Origin of the sequence: Candidatus Methylobacter favarea (assembly GCF_902806695.1) — a bacterium.
In the GTDB taxonomy this organism is placed as follows: Bacteria; Pseudomonadota; Gammaproteobacteria; order Methylococcales; family Methylomonadaceae; genus Methylobacter_B; species Methylobacter_B favarea.
This window is the reverse complement of the sequence record NZ_CADCXN010000013.1, coordinates 51,582-66,357: the sequence shown is the minus strand read 5'-3', so window position 1 is coordinate 66,357 and position 14,776 is coordinate 51,582. Positions and strand designations below refer to the sequence as shown.

16 protein-coding genes and 1 tRNA gene are annotated in these 14,776 nt (G+C 46.9%); 15 read left to right on the top strand and 2 right to left on the bottom strand.

All coding sequences use genetic code 11. The features are described 5' to 3' along the window. Nucleotides 1–2 precede the first annotated feature (2 nt). The 15 genes from HUX64_RS01975 to HUX64_RS20225 all read left to right on the top strand — a co-directional run bounded on the left by HUX64_RS01975 (nucleotide 3) and on the right by HUX64_RS20225 (nucleotide 11,788). Nucleotides 3–77, top strand: a tRNA-Gln gene (locus tag HUX64_RS01975). Between the two features lie 40 nt (nucleotides 78–117). Beyond that, nucleotides 118–1,071, top strand: a complete 954-nt coding sequence (locus HUX64_RS01970; RefSeq protein ID WP_174624565.1) for a ribose-phosphate diphosphokinase — start codon at nucleotides 118–120, stop codon at nucleotides 1,069–1,071. 51 nt (nucleotides 1,072–1,122) lie between these two features. After that, nucleotides 1,123–1,743: a 50S ribosomal protein L25/general stress protein Ctc gene (locus tag HUX64_RS01965; RefSeq protein WP_174624564.1), complete on the top strand. Its 621-nt coding sequence runs from the start codon at nucleotides 1,123–1,125 to the stop codon at nucleotides 1,741–1,743. A 3-nt stretch (nucleotides 1,744–1,746) separates the two neighbouring features. Continuing rightward, nucleotides 1,747–2,316 carry an aminoacyl-tRNA hydrolase gene (gene pth / locus HUX64_RS01960; protein ID WP_174624563.1) on the top strand — a complete coding sequence of 190 codons (570 nt, stop codon included), beginning with the start codon at nucleotides 1,747–1,749 and terminating at the stop codon, nucleotides 2,314–2,316. Between the two features lie 136 nt (nucleotides 2,317–2,452). Beyond that, the gene (locus HUX64_RS01955) at nucleotides 2,453–2,842 is read left to right on the top strand and encodes a hypothetical protein (RefSeq protein WP_174624562.1); all 390 of its coding nucleotides are present in this window, start codon (nucleotides 2,453–2,455) and stop codon (nucleotides 2,840–2,842) included. 126 nt (nucleotides 2,843–2,968) lie between these two features. After that, nucleotides 2,969–4,138: a glycosyltransferase gene (locus tag HUX64_RS01950; protein WP_174624561.1), complete on the top strand. Its 1,170-nt coding sequence runs from the start codon at nucleotides 2,969–2,971 to the stop codon at nucleotides 4,136–4,138. After that, nucleotides 4,128–4,787: a methyltransferase domain-containing protein gene (locus HUX64_RS01945; protein ID WP_174624560.1), complete on the top strand. Its 660-nt coding sequence runs from the start codon at nucleotides 4,128–4,130 to the stop codon at nucleotides 4,785–4,787. The genes HUX64_RS01950 and HUX64_RS01945 overlap by 11 nt, the downstream gene beginning before the upstream one ends. Further along, nucleotides 4,784–6,259, top strand: a complete 1,476-nt coding sequence (locus HUX64_RS01940; protein WP_174624559.1) for an MOP flippase family protein — start codon at nucleotides 4,784–4,786, stop codon at nucleotides 6,257–6,259. The genes HUX64_RS01945 and HUX64_RS01940 overlap by 4 nt, the downstream gene beginning before the upstream one ends. Nucleotides 6,260–6,876: 617 nt before the next feature. Continuing rightward, complete coding sequence (locus HUX64_RS01935; protein WP_174624558.1) at nucleotides 6,877–7,725, top strand: glycosyltransferase family 2 protein; 849 nt, start codon at nucleotides 6,877–6,879, stop codon at nucleotides 7,723–7,725. 176 nt (nucleotides 7,726–7,901) lie between these two features. After that, nucleotides 7,902–8,741 (top strand): class I SAM-dependent methyltransferase, encoded by an 840-nt coding sequence (locus HUX64_RS01930; protein ID WP_174624557.1) that lies wholly within the window; start codon nucleotides 7,902–7,904, stop codon nucleotides 8,739–8,741. Next, on the top strand, nucleotides 8,738–9,973 hold the full coding sequence (locus HUX64_RS01925; RefSeq protein WP_174624556.1) for a glycosyltransferase family 4 protein: 1,236 nt from the start codon (nucleotides 8,738–8,740) through the stop codon (nucleotides 9,971–9,973). The genes HUX64_RS01930 and HUX64_RS01925 overlap by 4 nt, the downstream gene beginning before the upstream one ends. A 245-nt stretch (nucleotides 9,974–10,218) precedes the next feature. Continuing rightward, the gene (locus HUX64_RS01920) at nucleotides 10,219–10,443 is read left to right on the top strand and encodes a hypothetical protein (protein WP_174624555.1); all 225 of its coding nucleotides are present in this window, start codon (nucleotides 10,219–10,221) and stop codon (nucleotides 10,441–10,443) included. A 522-nt stretch (nucleotides 10,444–10,965) separates the two neighbouring features. Beyond that, a complete protein-coding gene (locus HUX64_RS01915) occupies nucleotides 10,966–11,121 on the top strand; it encodes a hypothetical protein (RefSeq protein WP_174624554.1) in 156 nt (51 codons plus the stop codon). A 14-nt stretch (nucleotides 11,122–11,135) separates the two neighbouring features. Continuing rightward, nucleotides 11,136–11,288 (top strand): hypothetical protein, encoded by a 153-nt coding sequence (locus HUX64_RS01910; RefSeq protein WP_174624553.1) that lies wholly within the window; start codon nucleotides 11,136–11,138, stop codon nucleotides 11,286–11,288. Nucleotides 11,289–11,326: 38 nt separating this feature from the next. Beyond that, on the top strand, nucleotides 11,327–11,788 hold the full coding sequence (locus tag HUX64_RS20225) for a transposase (protein ID WP_174624552.1): 462 nt from the start codon (nucleotides 11,327–11,329) through the stop codon (nucleotides 11,786–11,788). Between the two features lie 472 nt (nucleotides 11,789–12,260). Here HUX64_RS20225 and HUX64_RS01900 read toward each other — a convergent pair whose 3' ends face one another. After that, nucleotides 12,261–13,256 (bottom strand): zinc-dependent alcohol dehydrogenase family protein, encoded by a 996-nt coding sequence (locus HUX64_RS01900; protein ID WP_174624551.1) that lies wholly within the window; start codon nucleotides 13,254–13,256, stop codon nucleotides 12,261–12,263. A gap of 57 nt (nucleotides 13,257–13,313) precedes the next feature. Then, nucleotides 13,314–14,459 carry a type III PLP-dependent enzyme domain-containing protein gene (locus HUX64_RS01895; RefSeq protein WP_174624550.1) on the bottom strand — a complete coding sequence of 382 codons (1,146 nt, stop codon included), beginning with the start codon at nucleotides 14,457–14,459 and terminating at the stop codon, nucleotides 13,314–13,316. Between the last annotated feature and the right edge of the window lie 317 nt (nucleotides 14,460–14,776).

The window sequence follows — 14,776 nt, the reverse complement described above, 5'->3', positions numbered from 1 at the left end:
ATTGGGCCGTCGCCAAGCGGTAAGGCACGGGGTTTTGATCTCCGCATACCAAGGTTCGAATCCTTGCGGCCCAGCCATTTACCTCCATTAAGTTAAATTCTGTTTGCGAGCCCCTGGATGAATGATACCTCTATAATGGTGTTTTCCGGCAATGCTAATCCGGCTTTATCAGAAGGTATAGTCAAGAAGCTTAATATGCGTTTGGGAATGGCGACCGTCGGCAGATTCAGTGACGGAGAAATTGCAGTAGAGATTGAGGAAAATGTTAGAGGTAAGGATGTTTTTGTTATTCAGCCTACCTGTTCGCCTACCAATGAAAATTTGATGGAATTACTGGTGATGATTGATGCCCTCAAGCGGGCATCAGCGTCCCGTATTACGGCGGTCATGCCCTATTATGGCTATGGCCGCCAGGACAGAAGAACTCGATCAGCTCGGGTGCCGATTAGCGCCAAGCTTGTGGCTAAAATGATTGAACACGCCGGTGCGGATCGTGTTCTTACTGTAGATTTGCACGCTGATCAGATTCAAGGATTTTTTGATATACCGGTTGACAATGTTTACTCATCACCCATCCTTCTGGGGGATGTCTGGCGGCAAAAGTATAATGACTTAATTGTTGTTTCGCCTGATGTAGGGGGTGTTGTCAGAGCGCGGGCACTTGCAAAACGATTGGATGATGCTGACCTTGCCATTATAGATAAACGCAGGCCAAAAGCGAATGTTGCAGAAATAATGCACATTATAGGCGACGTCGATGGACGTATTTGTATACTAATTGACGACCTGGTGGATACGGCCGGCACTCTGTGCAGTGCAGCTGAAGCATTAAAAACTCATGGAGCAATTAAAGTGGTGGCGTATTGCACCCATGCTGTTCTGTCAGGTCCTGCTATAAAAAATTTAAGCAGCTCCGCACTTGATGAATTAGTTGTTACCGATACTATACCATTGAGTGAAGATGCAGTTAAATCAGGAAAAATAAGGCCGTTAAGTGTTGCAGAAATGCTCGCTGAAACAATAAGACGTATAGCGGTAGGCGAATCTGTCAGTTCGCTTTACGTAGATTGATGATTTAAATAATAGAATTTATGTGTTTTATGCACAAAAGTGAGAAAAACAATGTCTGATGTATTTGAATTTGTTGCCGAAAATCGTGGGCAATCAGGTAAAGGCGCAGCAAAAAGAGTGCGCCGTCAAGGTAAGGTGCCGGCAATAATATATGGTGGACATAGAGAGCCGCAAATGTTGACGCTGAGCCATAATGACGTCATTAAGCATCTTGATCATGAAGCTGTTTATTCTCATGTATTAGACGTAAGCGTGAATGGAACAACTGAAAAAGCCATTCTTAAGAATATCCAGCGTAATCCTCAAAAACTCCAGGTTATGCATATTGATTTTCAACGGGTTACGCTGTCAGAAGTGTTGAAAGTACATGTACCTTTGCATTTTATCAACGAAGCCATTTCTATTGGTGGTAAAAAAGGAGGTATTGCAGCCCATTCCCTGGTGGATGTGGAGGTTTCTTGCGTGGCCGCGGCCTTGCCTGAGTATCTGGAAGTAGATCTTGCCAGTCTGGACATTGGCGATTCACTGCATCTTTCGGATATTGTGCTGCCGCCAGGGCTTGAAATTGTGGTCTTGGCCCAAGGCCCCGAACATGACCTTCCTGTTGTTTCCATGATGTCTTCAAAAGTAAGTAAGGACGACGAGACCTCCGAAGAAGCCGCCCCGGAATAAAAAGTGATTAGACTCCTTGTTGGCTTAGGAAATCCGGGGCAACAATATGCAAAAACCCGGCATAATGCCGGGTTTTTGTTTTTAGAGGCACTGGCAGATGAATTAGGCGGTGTCTGGATTAATGAACCTAAGTTTCAAGGATTATTTTCAGCGTGTGACATAGCCGGCAGAAAGGTAATGCTATTAAAACCTGAGACGTTTATGAATCGAAGCGGAGAGGCTGTTGGGAAAATCGCTCGCTTTTACAAGCTGGCCCCCGAAGAGATTCTGGTTATTCATGATGATCTGGATTTTGATGCCGGCATTGTAAAACTTAAAAAAGAGGGAGGCCACGCAGGCCATAATGGCTTAAAGGATATTATTGCTCATTTAGGCTCAAAGGATTTTTATCGGCTAAGAATAGGTATTGGTCGACCTGCAGCGGGAAGATCTATTGTTGACTTCGTATTATCCCCCCCCTCTAAAAATGAACGGGATTTGATAGTATCATCTTTTTGCCTGAGTAGAAGCTTTATAAATGAAATAGTTACTGGGGATATAGCAACAGTAATGAATAAACTACATGCATGCTAACGACTGGGTGAAACAGATATAGGATATTCAGTTTTATTATGGACATCTAAACACTTTATCTTTACTCCTCTATATCAGGCCCAGGCTGGTTACCCCCGCTAAGATTTTGTAGAGATTAAAAAAATGCAAAGCCCTTATGAAGAATTTAAAGAACAAGCTCTTGCCCATATCCTGCAAAGGTGCACTCAAGCAGTCACTGATTGCCGATGAGTTGAATCTCTCTGTGTTTACTCTGAGAGGCGGGCTTAAATTATCAAGATCAACCCCGGCGACAAAACCTATAAATCATCAATGGCCTATATACTCCACCCGGGCACAGCGTTTTGAATCAGTCGTGTCCGGCACCGGTTTTGAAGGCAGAGCGTTAAACACGTTTTGCCGCGAACGAAGCCTAATAGTCTCTGTCACCCTGGCAGCAATTTTTTTCGCAATATCCATCCTTGGAGCAGTAAACAGGATGCTCGACCGCCAGTCTCTGGCTAAGCCAACAAGTTATTCATTCGGCGTTAGCGCACAGTGGCAGTAACGAAAATGTATGAGATTATGACCTGCGGTATAACTGTAGCATGCAGCTTTATACCAGCATCCCAGCGTCTTTAAAAGAACGGGTTTGATCTTTTTTCCTTTATATTGATTGCATGAGAAATATCTAATGGATGAGCCATCAGCCAAGTCAAAGCCCAAGGTATTGGTTTTAAAATCAAGCCTGCTTCCGCTATCGGAAACCTTTATCAAGGAACAATGTATAAATTTGTCTGGGTGGAAACCTATCCTGGTAGGAAAGGATCTAGTTGAAAATGGATTGGATTTAACGGGTTTAGATATCCGTTTGCTTGATAATAACTACTCCTGGTTCTCTGGAAAGATGAGACGGATTCGGTTATTAATGCAATGGTCATTAAAATCTGACGTTGAGTTATTAAAAAAAGAAAAGGCACAATTGGTTCATGCGCATTTTGGCACAGAGGTTGAGCATGCGTGGCCCTTGGCAAAGGCATTAAGTCTTCCCATGCTCGTGACTTTGCATGGGTTTGATATTAATATTTACAGACAATGGTGGGAGAGTGGAAATGGAGGATACTGGATGAAGAGATATCCGTCATGCCTCTTAAGCATTGCCAAGGAAAGAAATGTCCATTTCATAGCTGTTTCACAAGCCATTAAGAATCGCGCGGTTGAATACGGTATTCCAGCTGACAAAATTGACGTCAGTTATATTGGTGTCGATACTCAAACATTTTTTCCAGGGCCCAAGCCACTCGCCAGACGCAGAGAGGTTCTATACGTGGGCCGCTTGGTTGAGAAAAAAGGCTGTCAGTACCTCCTTGAAGCATTTCTGGGTATTCAGGATCAATTCCCGGAGTATGACTTAATAATTATCGGATCGGGACCGCTCGAAAATGAGTTGAAAGAATATGCTGACAATAATGGTGTTCGTGCCAGATTTCTTGGTGCGCAAACAAGCGAACAAGTGCGTGAAAGACTGGGCGAAGCCCGCGTATTCTGTCTGCCGAGCATTACATCGGTAAATGGAGATGCCGAGGGGTTAGGGATTGTAATCCTTGAGGCGCAGGCATCAGGTGTTCCGGTTATTACCTCTGCACTTGGCGGCTCGACAGAGGGAATTGTAAATGGGGTAACCGGGTATGCCCACAAAGAGAAAGATGTCGGTGCCATACAAGAGGCGCTAGCAAGGTTGCTTATCGATGACAACCTTGCTAATAAATTCGGACAAGCTGCCCGGCGACACATCCTAGATAAGATGGACATTCTTAAATGCACACATAAATTAGAAGAGATTTATTTTAAAAATGCATGTTGAAGACAAGTTCGCGCATAACTGGCTGATTAAAAAGGTTGTAAATGATCGCGTTAAAAAAGATTTATCTCTGTTGAGAGGGCGTGTATACGATCTCGGATGCGGAGTCCGTCCTTACGAACAGGACATAATGAAACAAGCTAGGGAATACTTCGGGGTCGATTGGTCAAATTGTATTCATGGACAAAACTGCGATGTCGTCCCGGACCTTAATAATAAATTGCCAATAGATTCTGACGTTGCCGATACAGTTGTCTCGTTCGAGGTTCTTGAGCACTTGAGCGAACCGCAAACAATGTTGAACGAGTCAAACAGGATATTGAAAAGACAAGGTAATGTTCTTTTATCAGTGCCTTTTCAGTGGTGGGTTCATGAAGCTCCTTGGGATTATTATCGATATACCCGCCACGGCCTGGATTACATGTTAAAAAAAGCCGGGTTTATCGATATTTACGTCGAGGAAACAACGGGGTTCTGGGAGATGGGGTTTCTTAAACTGAACTATCAAACATTACCTCTTATCAGAGGGTTTGTCAGGGGTATTCTCATCCCATTCTGGTGGATAAATCAACAGATTAATCCATTGCTTTCGAAACATTGGAAAGCAGAAAATGAGACCGCTGGGTATGTCGTGGTTGCAAAGAAACCGTGACACTCAAATCTAAATCCTTTTCTGCCGTGCGCTGGACGACAATCGCGGCAATAGTGCGTGCAGCCTTGCAAGTTGTTCAAGTGACTGTACTTGCTCGATTACTGTCGCCCGAAGATTATGGCCTGATGGCGATGGTAGGTGTAGTGCTGAGTTTTACGGCTCTATTCGCTGACCTTGGCCTCAACAGCGCTTTTATGCAGCGCCGGGATGTAACTTTGGAACAACGCTCGAGCCTTTTTTGGCTGAATGTTGTTTTAAGCGTCGGATTGACCCTTCTAGTCATCGCAGCCAGTCCTCTGCTAGCGTGGTTCTTTGGCGATAAACGTCTGAGCCCATTGATGATGCTAAGCGCGTCCACTTTCATACTCGGAACGCTGGGCGTGCAAGTGCGGTTGGCCGCTGAGAAAGAACTGGATTTTCGCCCGATTATGTTGTTGGAAATTGCAGTGGCAATTTTAGGTTTTATTGCGTCGCTGTCAGCAGCCTTTTCGGGATGGGGTGTGTATTCGCTGGTGCTCGGCGGAATTGTTTCAGCATTTTTCAGTACTGCATTTGCCTGGATGTTTATGGCCCGGGGCTGGCGGCCGATGTGGCGCTTGCGTATGAAGGATGTGCGGCCTTATTTAAAATTTGGCGGCGCGATGGTGGCTAACAACATAGTCAACCAGATTAACATGACGGTAGACCTGCTGTTGGGCGGCCGCTTGCTAGGCGCCTCGCAACTTGGACTTTATAGCGTGCCACGCAATCTCGTTTTGCAGCTTCAGTTCATGGTCAATCCAATTATCACTCGAGTCGGCTTCCCACTCATCGCCCAGGTACAGAATGATGTAGTGCGTGTCGGGTCTATCTACCTCAAGACAATGAACATGACAGCTTCTACTAACGCACCGCTTTATGTGGGCATCGCTGTCTTTGCCCCAGAAATTGTCATGATCATGCTTGGGGATGGATGGCAATCTTCAGCACCTTTGTTGCGCGTCTTGGCGGCTTGGGGTTTCTTCCGATCAACGATGAACCCGGTCGGCAGCCTATTATTCGGTATGGGGCGCGCCGATTTATCGTTGAAGTGGAATTTGACAATGCTATTAATTCTTCCTCCAGTGATGTGGTTCGGTTCCAAATATGGAGCAGCGGGCCTGACCTGGGCTCTCCTGGGTTTGTATATATTTTTATTCGTGCCTGGATGGTTTTTTCTGGTTCGGCCACTTTGCAGGCTAAGTCTTTTTAATTTCTCTGTTGCCACATTGCGGCCGCTGGTGTTGGCGCTGTTAAGCCTATTGCCAGCCTATTTGATCGCTTTACAATTCAATGGCGCTCCTATTCGTTTAATACTGGGAGGAGTCGTATCCGTACCGCTATATTTGGCGCTTAGCTACAGTGCAAATCGTGAATGGCTCAGGGCGATGATGGAATTAATAGTAAAGCGCAGGCCAGATACAAATACTTCTAAAAATTCGTTTGTTAAATAGTGCCGGTCTACTTCTGGGGTAAGGATATTGCACCTCATTACGGGCGGCTTGATGGTCTGCCCGTAGCGCCTAATCGCTGCGCCATGGAATATCGAGTCTGACTCTGACCTATCCTGACAAAATCAGGAACCCAGGAACCCTTCAATACAAGGCTTGATAGTAGTAACTGATTGCCAGATTTGATTAGGCTTTATTCTATATGCTGACTATCTCTGGAACAAACGCGTGAAAAACAGTAGCGAATAAGGCTCACGTTTGCAGGCCGAATTAACCCTAACTTGTTGGGCAAGTGGTTGGCTTTTCCATGCCGCGCCCATACTCCACAGGAGAAGGGCGCTCAATAAGTTTGAGCGGCGCTGTTGACCAATGGATTGGCGGCGGCAATGCCTAAGCCATAGCAAATTGTAACGGCAGACCAATGCAGCGCACCATGTACTTGAAATAAGAGCTGGAGGTCATTGAAAACTCTAGTTCGTCAAATATTTGCTGGTTATGCACTTGCCGAATATTGATTATTTCTACAGCATGTTGGCATTGGATTAGAATAAAAGGTTGGCAGATAAGCATTGCCCATCCATCACTGAATTAACAAACAAGCTAATGTGGAATATCTGTAAGTGAAAAGTCATAACGAACCTTTAGTTTCCGTTTTTATACCCACAAAAAACCGATTAGAATTACTAGCCAGAGCGATTAACTCTGTTAAAGCTCAGACATATAAAAATATCGAAATTATTGTCGTTGATGATGGCTCAACAGATGAAACGTGGAGTTACCTACAACAGCAAAATCAAACTAGCGGGACGGTTATAATACGAAACGAAGAAAGTCAGGGAGCATGCGCTGCAAGAAACGCTGCTATCTTAGCAAGCACCGGTAATTTTGTGACAGGACTCGACGATGATGATTATTTCGCCCCGGACAGGATTGATCAATTTGTAAAACGATGGGAAACCTCAGAATCCGTGGCAGGATTATTTGATTCTGTGCAGATTATTACGGCTAATGGGCGAGTTATCCGCCATCAAAAGCAGGTCGTTACTTATCAGAATTTAAGGAAGACAAATCTGGTCGGCAGTTTGGTTTTTGCTCCAAGAAGCCATTATATAGAAGCCGGTCTTTTTGATAAGGCAATGCCGGCTTGGCAGGATTGGGATTTGTGGATTAGGATGGCCAGGATATTTGGTGATTTTGTTAATATCGGCCGCACAAGTTGTGTGCTTGATGAAATACACGGCAATGCCAGGATAACTACAGGAAATGAAAAAAAAATTCGCTTGGCAAAAGAAAATCTTACCAAAAAACTTCAACCTCTTACGCGTTTTGAAAAGTCATCGCTGATCATTTCAATGCATGGTTATCCTCAAGTCAAACCAAAAGTAAGAGAGATTTTTACCCTCATTGCCACCGGACGAGTGCGGTCAACAATGCGATCCGTAAAAAAGTGGTTAAACTTGCGGAAATGAAAATAGGAAGGAGTCATAAATCACTCCTAATCTTAGCGCTGGGGCCGGGACTGTTTATTACTTTCCTTATACACTAAGACGGCATGGGCATCAATTCAAATCATGTTAGTTAATACCTATTGCAGAGAGCTGAACGGTGCCCGCTGTGTCATAATAGGAGTCATTTTGGGGGGATAATGGATAATATTTTAATCTGGGGCTATAGCGTGCCCAGTACATGGCTTTCTCAGGCTGAGACTGACTATTTGAAAGGACTTCCACAAGAGTTACCCACGGTAGAGTGGGTATGGGAGGAGATGGATCGGGTTTGGCATGAGCTTAACCTGGATAATAGACGGCCTTTCGCTTCTCAAAATATTGGTGATTATTACGGCCATCCTGTCTGGCTGATGAATGGTATTTTCACCGCTCTCGATCCTGTTTCTTTTTCGCATCGGATTGCTATTTCGAATCATCTTAAATTGCTTGGAGTGAAATCGATTGCTGATTATGGGGGCGGATTTGGTGAATTAGCGCGGGCGATGTGCCATGCTATTCCTGATGCGGTTGTTTCCATCGTTGAGCCTTATCCCTCACGTGTCGGATTAGAACGGCTTAGAAACGAGCCACGCATTCGTTTTGTTTCGGATCTGTCTGCAAGCGGCTATGACGCAATAATAGCTCAGGATGTGCTTGAACACCTCGAAGATCCTCTCTTCCTCGCCTATCAAATTGCCAATGCAGTGACTGAAGAGGGTCGATTGATTTTCGCCAATTGTTTTTATCCCGTCATACAGTGCCATTTGCCATCAACCTACCACTTTAGGCACACTTTCCCTTGGGTAATGGAGTCGCTTGGCCTTCGATATCTAGGCACTGTGGAGGGTGCCTCACATGCACTGGTTTTTAAACGTGTCGGTCGCCTTAACCTTGCCAGAGCACGTCGTGCGGAAACCGTTTCACGTCTGTTTGGACAGCCTTTCAATCAGGTGCATATGTCTCTCTCTCGAATCAAATCCTTGGTATTGCGTTCGTGAAAGTCGCTCTGATCAATCATTCAGATATTGACGGCGGTGCCGCCCGCGCAACCTACCGTATTCACCACGCCTTAAGACGGCATGATGTCGATTCAACTATGATGGTCAATAGCGCCGCTGCAGGGGACTGGACGGTGCGAGGGCCCACAACCAAGTGGGAAAAGGTAGTAGTCAATGTCCGCAGGCCTTTGGGGGGGTTGCTGAATAAAATGCTACACACCGGCAACCCTGTCCTGCATTCGCCGGCGATCTTCTCTTCGCGCTGGCCCGCCCGTCTCAATGCTTTAAACGCAGACCTGTTGCACATCCACTGGATCACTGGCGAAATGCTATCAATTTCAGATGTCGGCGAACTGAAAAAGCCTCTAGTATGGACTTTACACGATATGTGGGCCTTTTGCGGGGCGGAGCACTATACTGAGGATTTTCGCTGGCGTGAAGGTTATCTCCCCAGCAATCGCCCGAACTATGAAAGTGGTTTTGACCTCAACCGTTGGACATGGCAACGCAAGCGTAAGAATTGGAAACAGCCTCTGCATATCGTCACCCCCAGCCGTTGGCTGGCGGACTGCGTAAGGCAAAGCGCACTGATGCGTGAATGGCCCGTAAGCGTAATTCCAAACGCCATTGATACCGATGCTTGGCAGCCTGTGGATAAGACTATAGCGAGACAAATGCTGCATCTGCCCCCTGCTGCGCCTTTACTGCTCTTTGGCGCAATGGGCGGTGCAAAAGACCCTCGCAAGGGATTCGATTTGCTGAAATCCGCACTTGACCATTTGCGGGGACAGATGCCAGGCTTGGAACTGGTCGTATTCGGGCAGCTTGCACCGGAAACCTCTGTTGATCTTGGCTTTCCAGTTCACTATGCAGGTCATTTGCATGATGATCTCAGTCTGCGCTTACTTTACGCCGCTGCTGATGTAATGGTGGTGCCTTCGCGGCAAGAAGCCTTTGGACAAACCGCATCTGAAGCACATGCTTGTGGAACGCCCGTCATTGCCTTCGATACCTGCGGTTTGCCAGATATTGTAACTCATAAAAAAACCGGTTGGCTAGCGAAGGTATTTGATACTGAAGATTTAGCTGGGGGGATTCAGTGGATTCTGAGTGATGATATCCGGCATTCAAAACTGCGAGCAAATGCTCGGGCAGATGCTGTTTTCAAGTTTTCTTACCGAACAGTTGCGGAGCAGTATTTGACGCTGTATGAGAAGATAATTAGAAGCTAATTATGGGATTGCCGGGTATTTTTTGAAAATTACCTTGATTGAATCCATGAAGCTTAAAGGGACTACGCAAAGTTACTGTCATTGCTAAGTTTCTGAACTACTTTTCTTGCGGACTGGATAAACAAGAGTGACGTTGACCTCGTAAACTTGCATTGGTTTGGCGATAAAATGATTTAGATAGAAGAAATCGGTCGGATAAAGAAAGTCCATTTATTGCACGAAGCGTGAGATGAGGCCATTTAGCGGTGCCGAGCATCACAACGACTTACAGTCCTCTTGCCGATATCGCTAAGGATACTTCGACGATAATCGACCTGATGAGTATTCCGGGCTGGACCTGGGCCTGGGTCTGGCCTCGTAAACGCAAGGCATGGACTGGCAAAACTTTTCATCTAATTACTCCCAGTCACTGGCTTGCCGATTGTGAAAAAAAAATAGCGCCTTGTTATCCCAGTAACCCTGCCGAGTAATTCATAATGGTATCGATTTGAACCGTTTTTTTCCAGGCGGTTACGCTCGCGTTGTAAATTCTGGGCAATGGCTTCGCGGCAAAACAGCAGAGCCTGCAATAGCCGCGCTTTACAGGCGGGCGGTTGCCAAGGCCGGGGCTGAGCAAGGCGCGATCGGGCTAACATCAAACAGCCGAGGCCGTTGGTCTTGGTAAGAATAACCAAGCTGCGGCCGAAGTCTGTCATTTGCTCCGGCTTAACCATCGAGATGTGACGCCCGCGTCGCTCAAGGCTAGCGCAGCCTGTTCGTGACAAACGCCGCTACCTTCTAAGCTGGCATCAGAAGTGAGACAGAAGTGATCTACGGCACAAGGTTAAATTCTTAAGGGGGGCCCCAAGCTGCTTCTAGAGCAGTTATTGCATAGATATAACATATATAAACTAACCTCGTGTTAAACGCTATGAGCAAGTTTTCATCATGCCCAAGCCTTATTCAGAAGATTTACGCAGCCCGTGGCCGAAGCGGTTGCCGCAGGCAACACCGTGCGGGCCGTGGCTTTGCAATACAAGGTCAGCCAGGCCTTTGTCTGCCAAATGCGCGCCTTGCGGCGTGGAACCGGAGCCGTTCAAGGCAAGCCCTTTGGCGGCTACAGACGCTCGCGGCTGGAACCGTATGAACCGCCCTCAGGGAGCAGCTAGAGAACCACCCGGCGATGACGCTGAATAACCTGCAGAGCTGGCTGGAACAAGAACAGGCGGTGAGTGTTTCGATTTCGGCCATTGCTAAGTTTATCCGGTACCAACTGGTCTATCGTTATAAAAAACGCTGGTCGCCAGTGAACAGCAGCGCGAGGATGTCGCTATAGCCCGAGAGCACTGGCAAGCCTGGCAACAAACCTGTGCTATGTCGAAACGGGTGTTTCTGGATGAAACGGGCGTATCTACGGACCTGATCTGTCGCTATGGACGGGCCTTAGGCGGTGCTCGCTGCCGGGATACCGCACCGGCAGGTCATTGGCAAACCATGACCTTTATTGCCCGCTTGCGTGCCGACCGGCTTACGGCCCCCGGGTGCCTTAACCAGGCCATGACGGGCGAAGCCTTCAATGACTATCTGTGCTCCCAACTGGGGCCAGTCCAGGACATTATTGAGGCGCATGCGGCAACGATCAAATACCTGCCGCCCTATAGTCCTGACCTGAATCCGATCGAGCCGGTCTTTGCCAAGCTGAAGGCGCTCCTGCGCAAGGCTGCGGAGCGCACTTACAATAAGTTTTGGCAGCTCATTGCTAAACTAATGGATAAGTTTCAGGCTGATGAATGCCTCAATCTCTTCAGGCATTCGGGTTATGTTTCTACGTCATAGATAAATGCTCTGGTCCAAGCACCGGGAGCGCATTGCCCTATTAAAGCTTAAAGCGCTTCATCAGACGGTAGGGCAAAAACTGACTCAAGAGTCTGCCGGCTGAGCCGGAGTTAGCGGCGCGAAATGGATGGGCTGGCTTTTGAACAAAAAGCGTGTTTTTTATGCGCATTGAAAATACCAGTATCAGCTGTTAGGCCGGGACCATAAAACTTAGGTGGAACGTGGCTTGGCTGCGCTGAAGCCAGGCGGCCTGGGGCCACTGCCGCAACCGGGGCGATTAGGCCGATGCCGGGTTAATCTCAGCCTCTGCGCCTGGTGCACGGGCAGGGTTGCCAGTGGCCACTGGGACAAAACCCTTGAGGGGTCTGCCTGCTTCAGGAAACCCGCCATGTATCGGTAATGGCGTATTGCCGATGACCGTCAACCCCCCCTTAATCTTTATCATGTACAGAGAATATTTTTTAAAGCGGCTTCATTCTGAAGATAAAACGATTTTTCCAGTCGTATGCCCGGTTTCAATCAACCTGTGCGCTTCAGCGGAATCTTCCAGCGACAGATGTTTACTGATATATGGTTTTAATAGCCCTTTATCAGCGTATTGTGCACATTGATTTAAAATTTCTACATGCCTGTCTCTTGCTTCAGGTAAATCTCTGAGCATCGGCGTTAACATCAGTTCGAAGCCAATCAATAAATTTCGCATTCTGGCTTCGCTCAGGCTCAACTCCCCCGGATCCAGCAAAGTGACCAGTCGGCCAAAATGGGCAGTTACTGCAATACTCTCCTTAAATACAGCTGCGCCTACCGTATCGAAAACCAGATCAGCGCCTTTGCTTCCGGTAAGATTGTTTACCGCATCGGCAAAACCGTTTTGGGTATAAATAATTGCCTCATCAGCGCCCAGGCTTTTAACAAATTCGGCTTTTTGCACCGAACTCACCGTAGTAATTACTCTGGCTCCTTTTAATTTTGCCAGTTGTATCGCCATATGACCGACTCCCCCGGCGCCGGCATGGATGAGCACGGTCTGCCCTTTCTGCAAGCCGCCGCGGTCAAACAAAGCGCCCCAGGCAGTAATTAACACCAGAGGAGCGGCGGCTGCCTCCACAAATGAAAATGTCTCGGGCATCAAGCTGGCCCAACGCGCATCAATCACATTATATTCTGCGTAATTTCCCTGTTCTTGCCCCAAGCCGCCATGACAAAACCAGACCTTGTCACCGGCTTTAAATTGTTTGACTGAACTGCCCACCTCGGTAACTATACCGGCGCCATCACAACCCAATACAGCAGGCAAGGCACTTTCATAAAACAAGCCATTCCGCCTGATCTTGGTATCGACTGGATTAACGCCGGCCGCCTTCAGCTGGACATTGATCTGCGCGGGCATAGAAATCTCAGGTTCTTTAATATCCTGAAGCTTTAAAACATCAGGATCGCCCGTAGCCGTCATTAGTATTGCTTTCATTTTGAACTCCTGCTTTTTTGAATCGCTAGCCGATCGGAATATCTTACCTGTCAACACTCATTCATCCAGCACCCATTGCCGGCGATAATCGTAATAATCATAGTGTCTGATTTTTTTTATCTGTGCCGACTTATATACATGGATGGCGGGCAGGTTATAGCCGTTAAACCGGTTGGCTTTAATCAGGCTGTAGGCGCCGACATTTTTAAAGACCAGTCTGTCGCCTGCCTGCAAGGGTTCGGTGAAACGATATTCGCCAAATACGTCGCCGGCCAGGCATGTACAGCCTGCCAAAATAGCCGAATAGCGCCCGTTTGAGTCCTGCTCATGTAATTCAGGCCGGCGCTGATACTCAAATACTTCGGGATTATGATTGACCGATGTATCCAGTATCGCAACCCTTTTACCGTCGCTGGTAAACTCATCAATAACCGTGCTCACTAAATAGCCGGCATTGCCAACGACTGCTTTACCCGGCTCAATATAAACTTCAAGCTTAAAATCATCTTTCAGTTTTTTAACCAGATCAATAAATGGACTGTGGTCATTAATCACATTAAACAAATAACCGCCGCCCAGATTCAGCCAGTCAAGCTGCGCCAGGCTTTTGCCAAAATAACCGCGAAGCTTGTCAATGGTTTTAATCAGCGGCGTAAAATCGGTTGCTGCAAAAATGTTATGAATATGCAGTCCTTTAATTTGATCCAGGCATGACGATTGCCATAATTCATCGATACTCACACCCAGTTTGGAATACTGCCGGCACGGATCAAACCGATCATCATTAACCCAGGACAGCTTGGGATTAACCCGTAGACCAATGGATGCGCGCGCCCTGGATTTGAAAGCAAAGCGCTGATATTGTGTTAGCGAATTGAAACTGATATGGGTAAGCAAAGGCGCCATCTCATCCCATTCATCCGGCCTTAGGCCTGGTGTCGTTAAATGAATGCCGCCCTGCCCCGCTAAAATCTCATCTGCCAGCCGCGCTTCAAATAAAGAGCTGACCGAAAAGCCGTCAACCAAGGGTTTTGCTATGTCCAGAACCGAGGATAAAGGTAATGACTTGATTGAATATAAGATCTTGCAGCCACATTGGTGGCGTAAAATATTCAAAACTTTCAAGCTGTTAATAATCTCCTCTGCATCCAGAACAAACGCGGGCGAGGAAGAAATGCTGTCTTTTATGAATTGAAAATCCATTCCGCTTGGGCGTTTTTCATTAAATTACTGTAGAAGTGCTTCTTTGTCAGGTATTTTAAAACGTTCAGAATACAGTATAACCTGTCCAGTTCAGGTTCCTCTGAGCAATTTCAAACTGTGGGAAGTCGCAATTTTTGCGAAAGCCGGTTTTTGGCACCAGGCCATAAATGGCAATTGCACGCGACCACTAATGCCAGATGTGTCCCGGCCGTTCCTTATAGCCTGCGCTCACGCCAGGCTCTGAATCGCCTGTTCGCCATTCTCCATCCTAAAATATGGCTCAACTCTTTAGCATCTTTCCGGTACCTGCGCTGTTA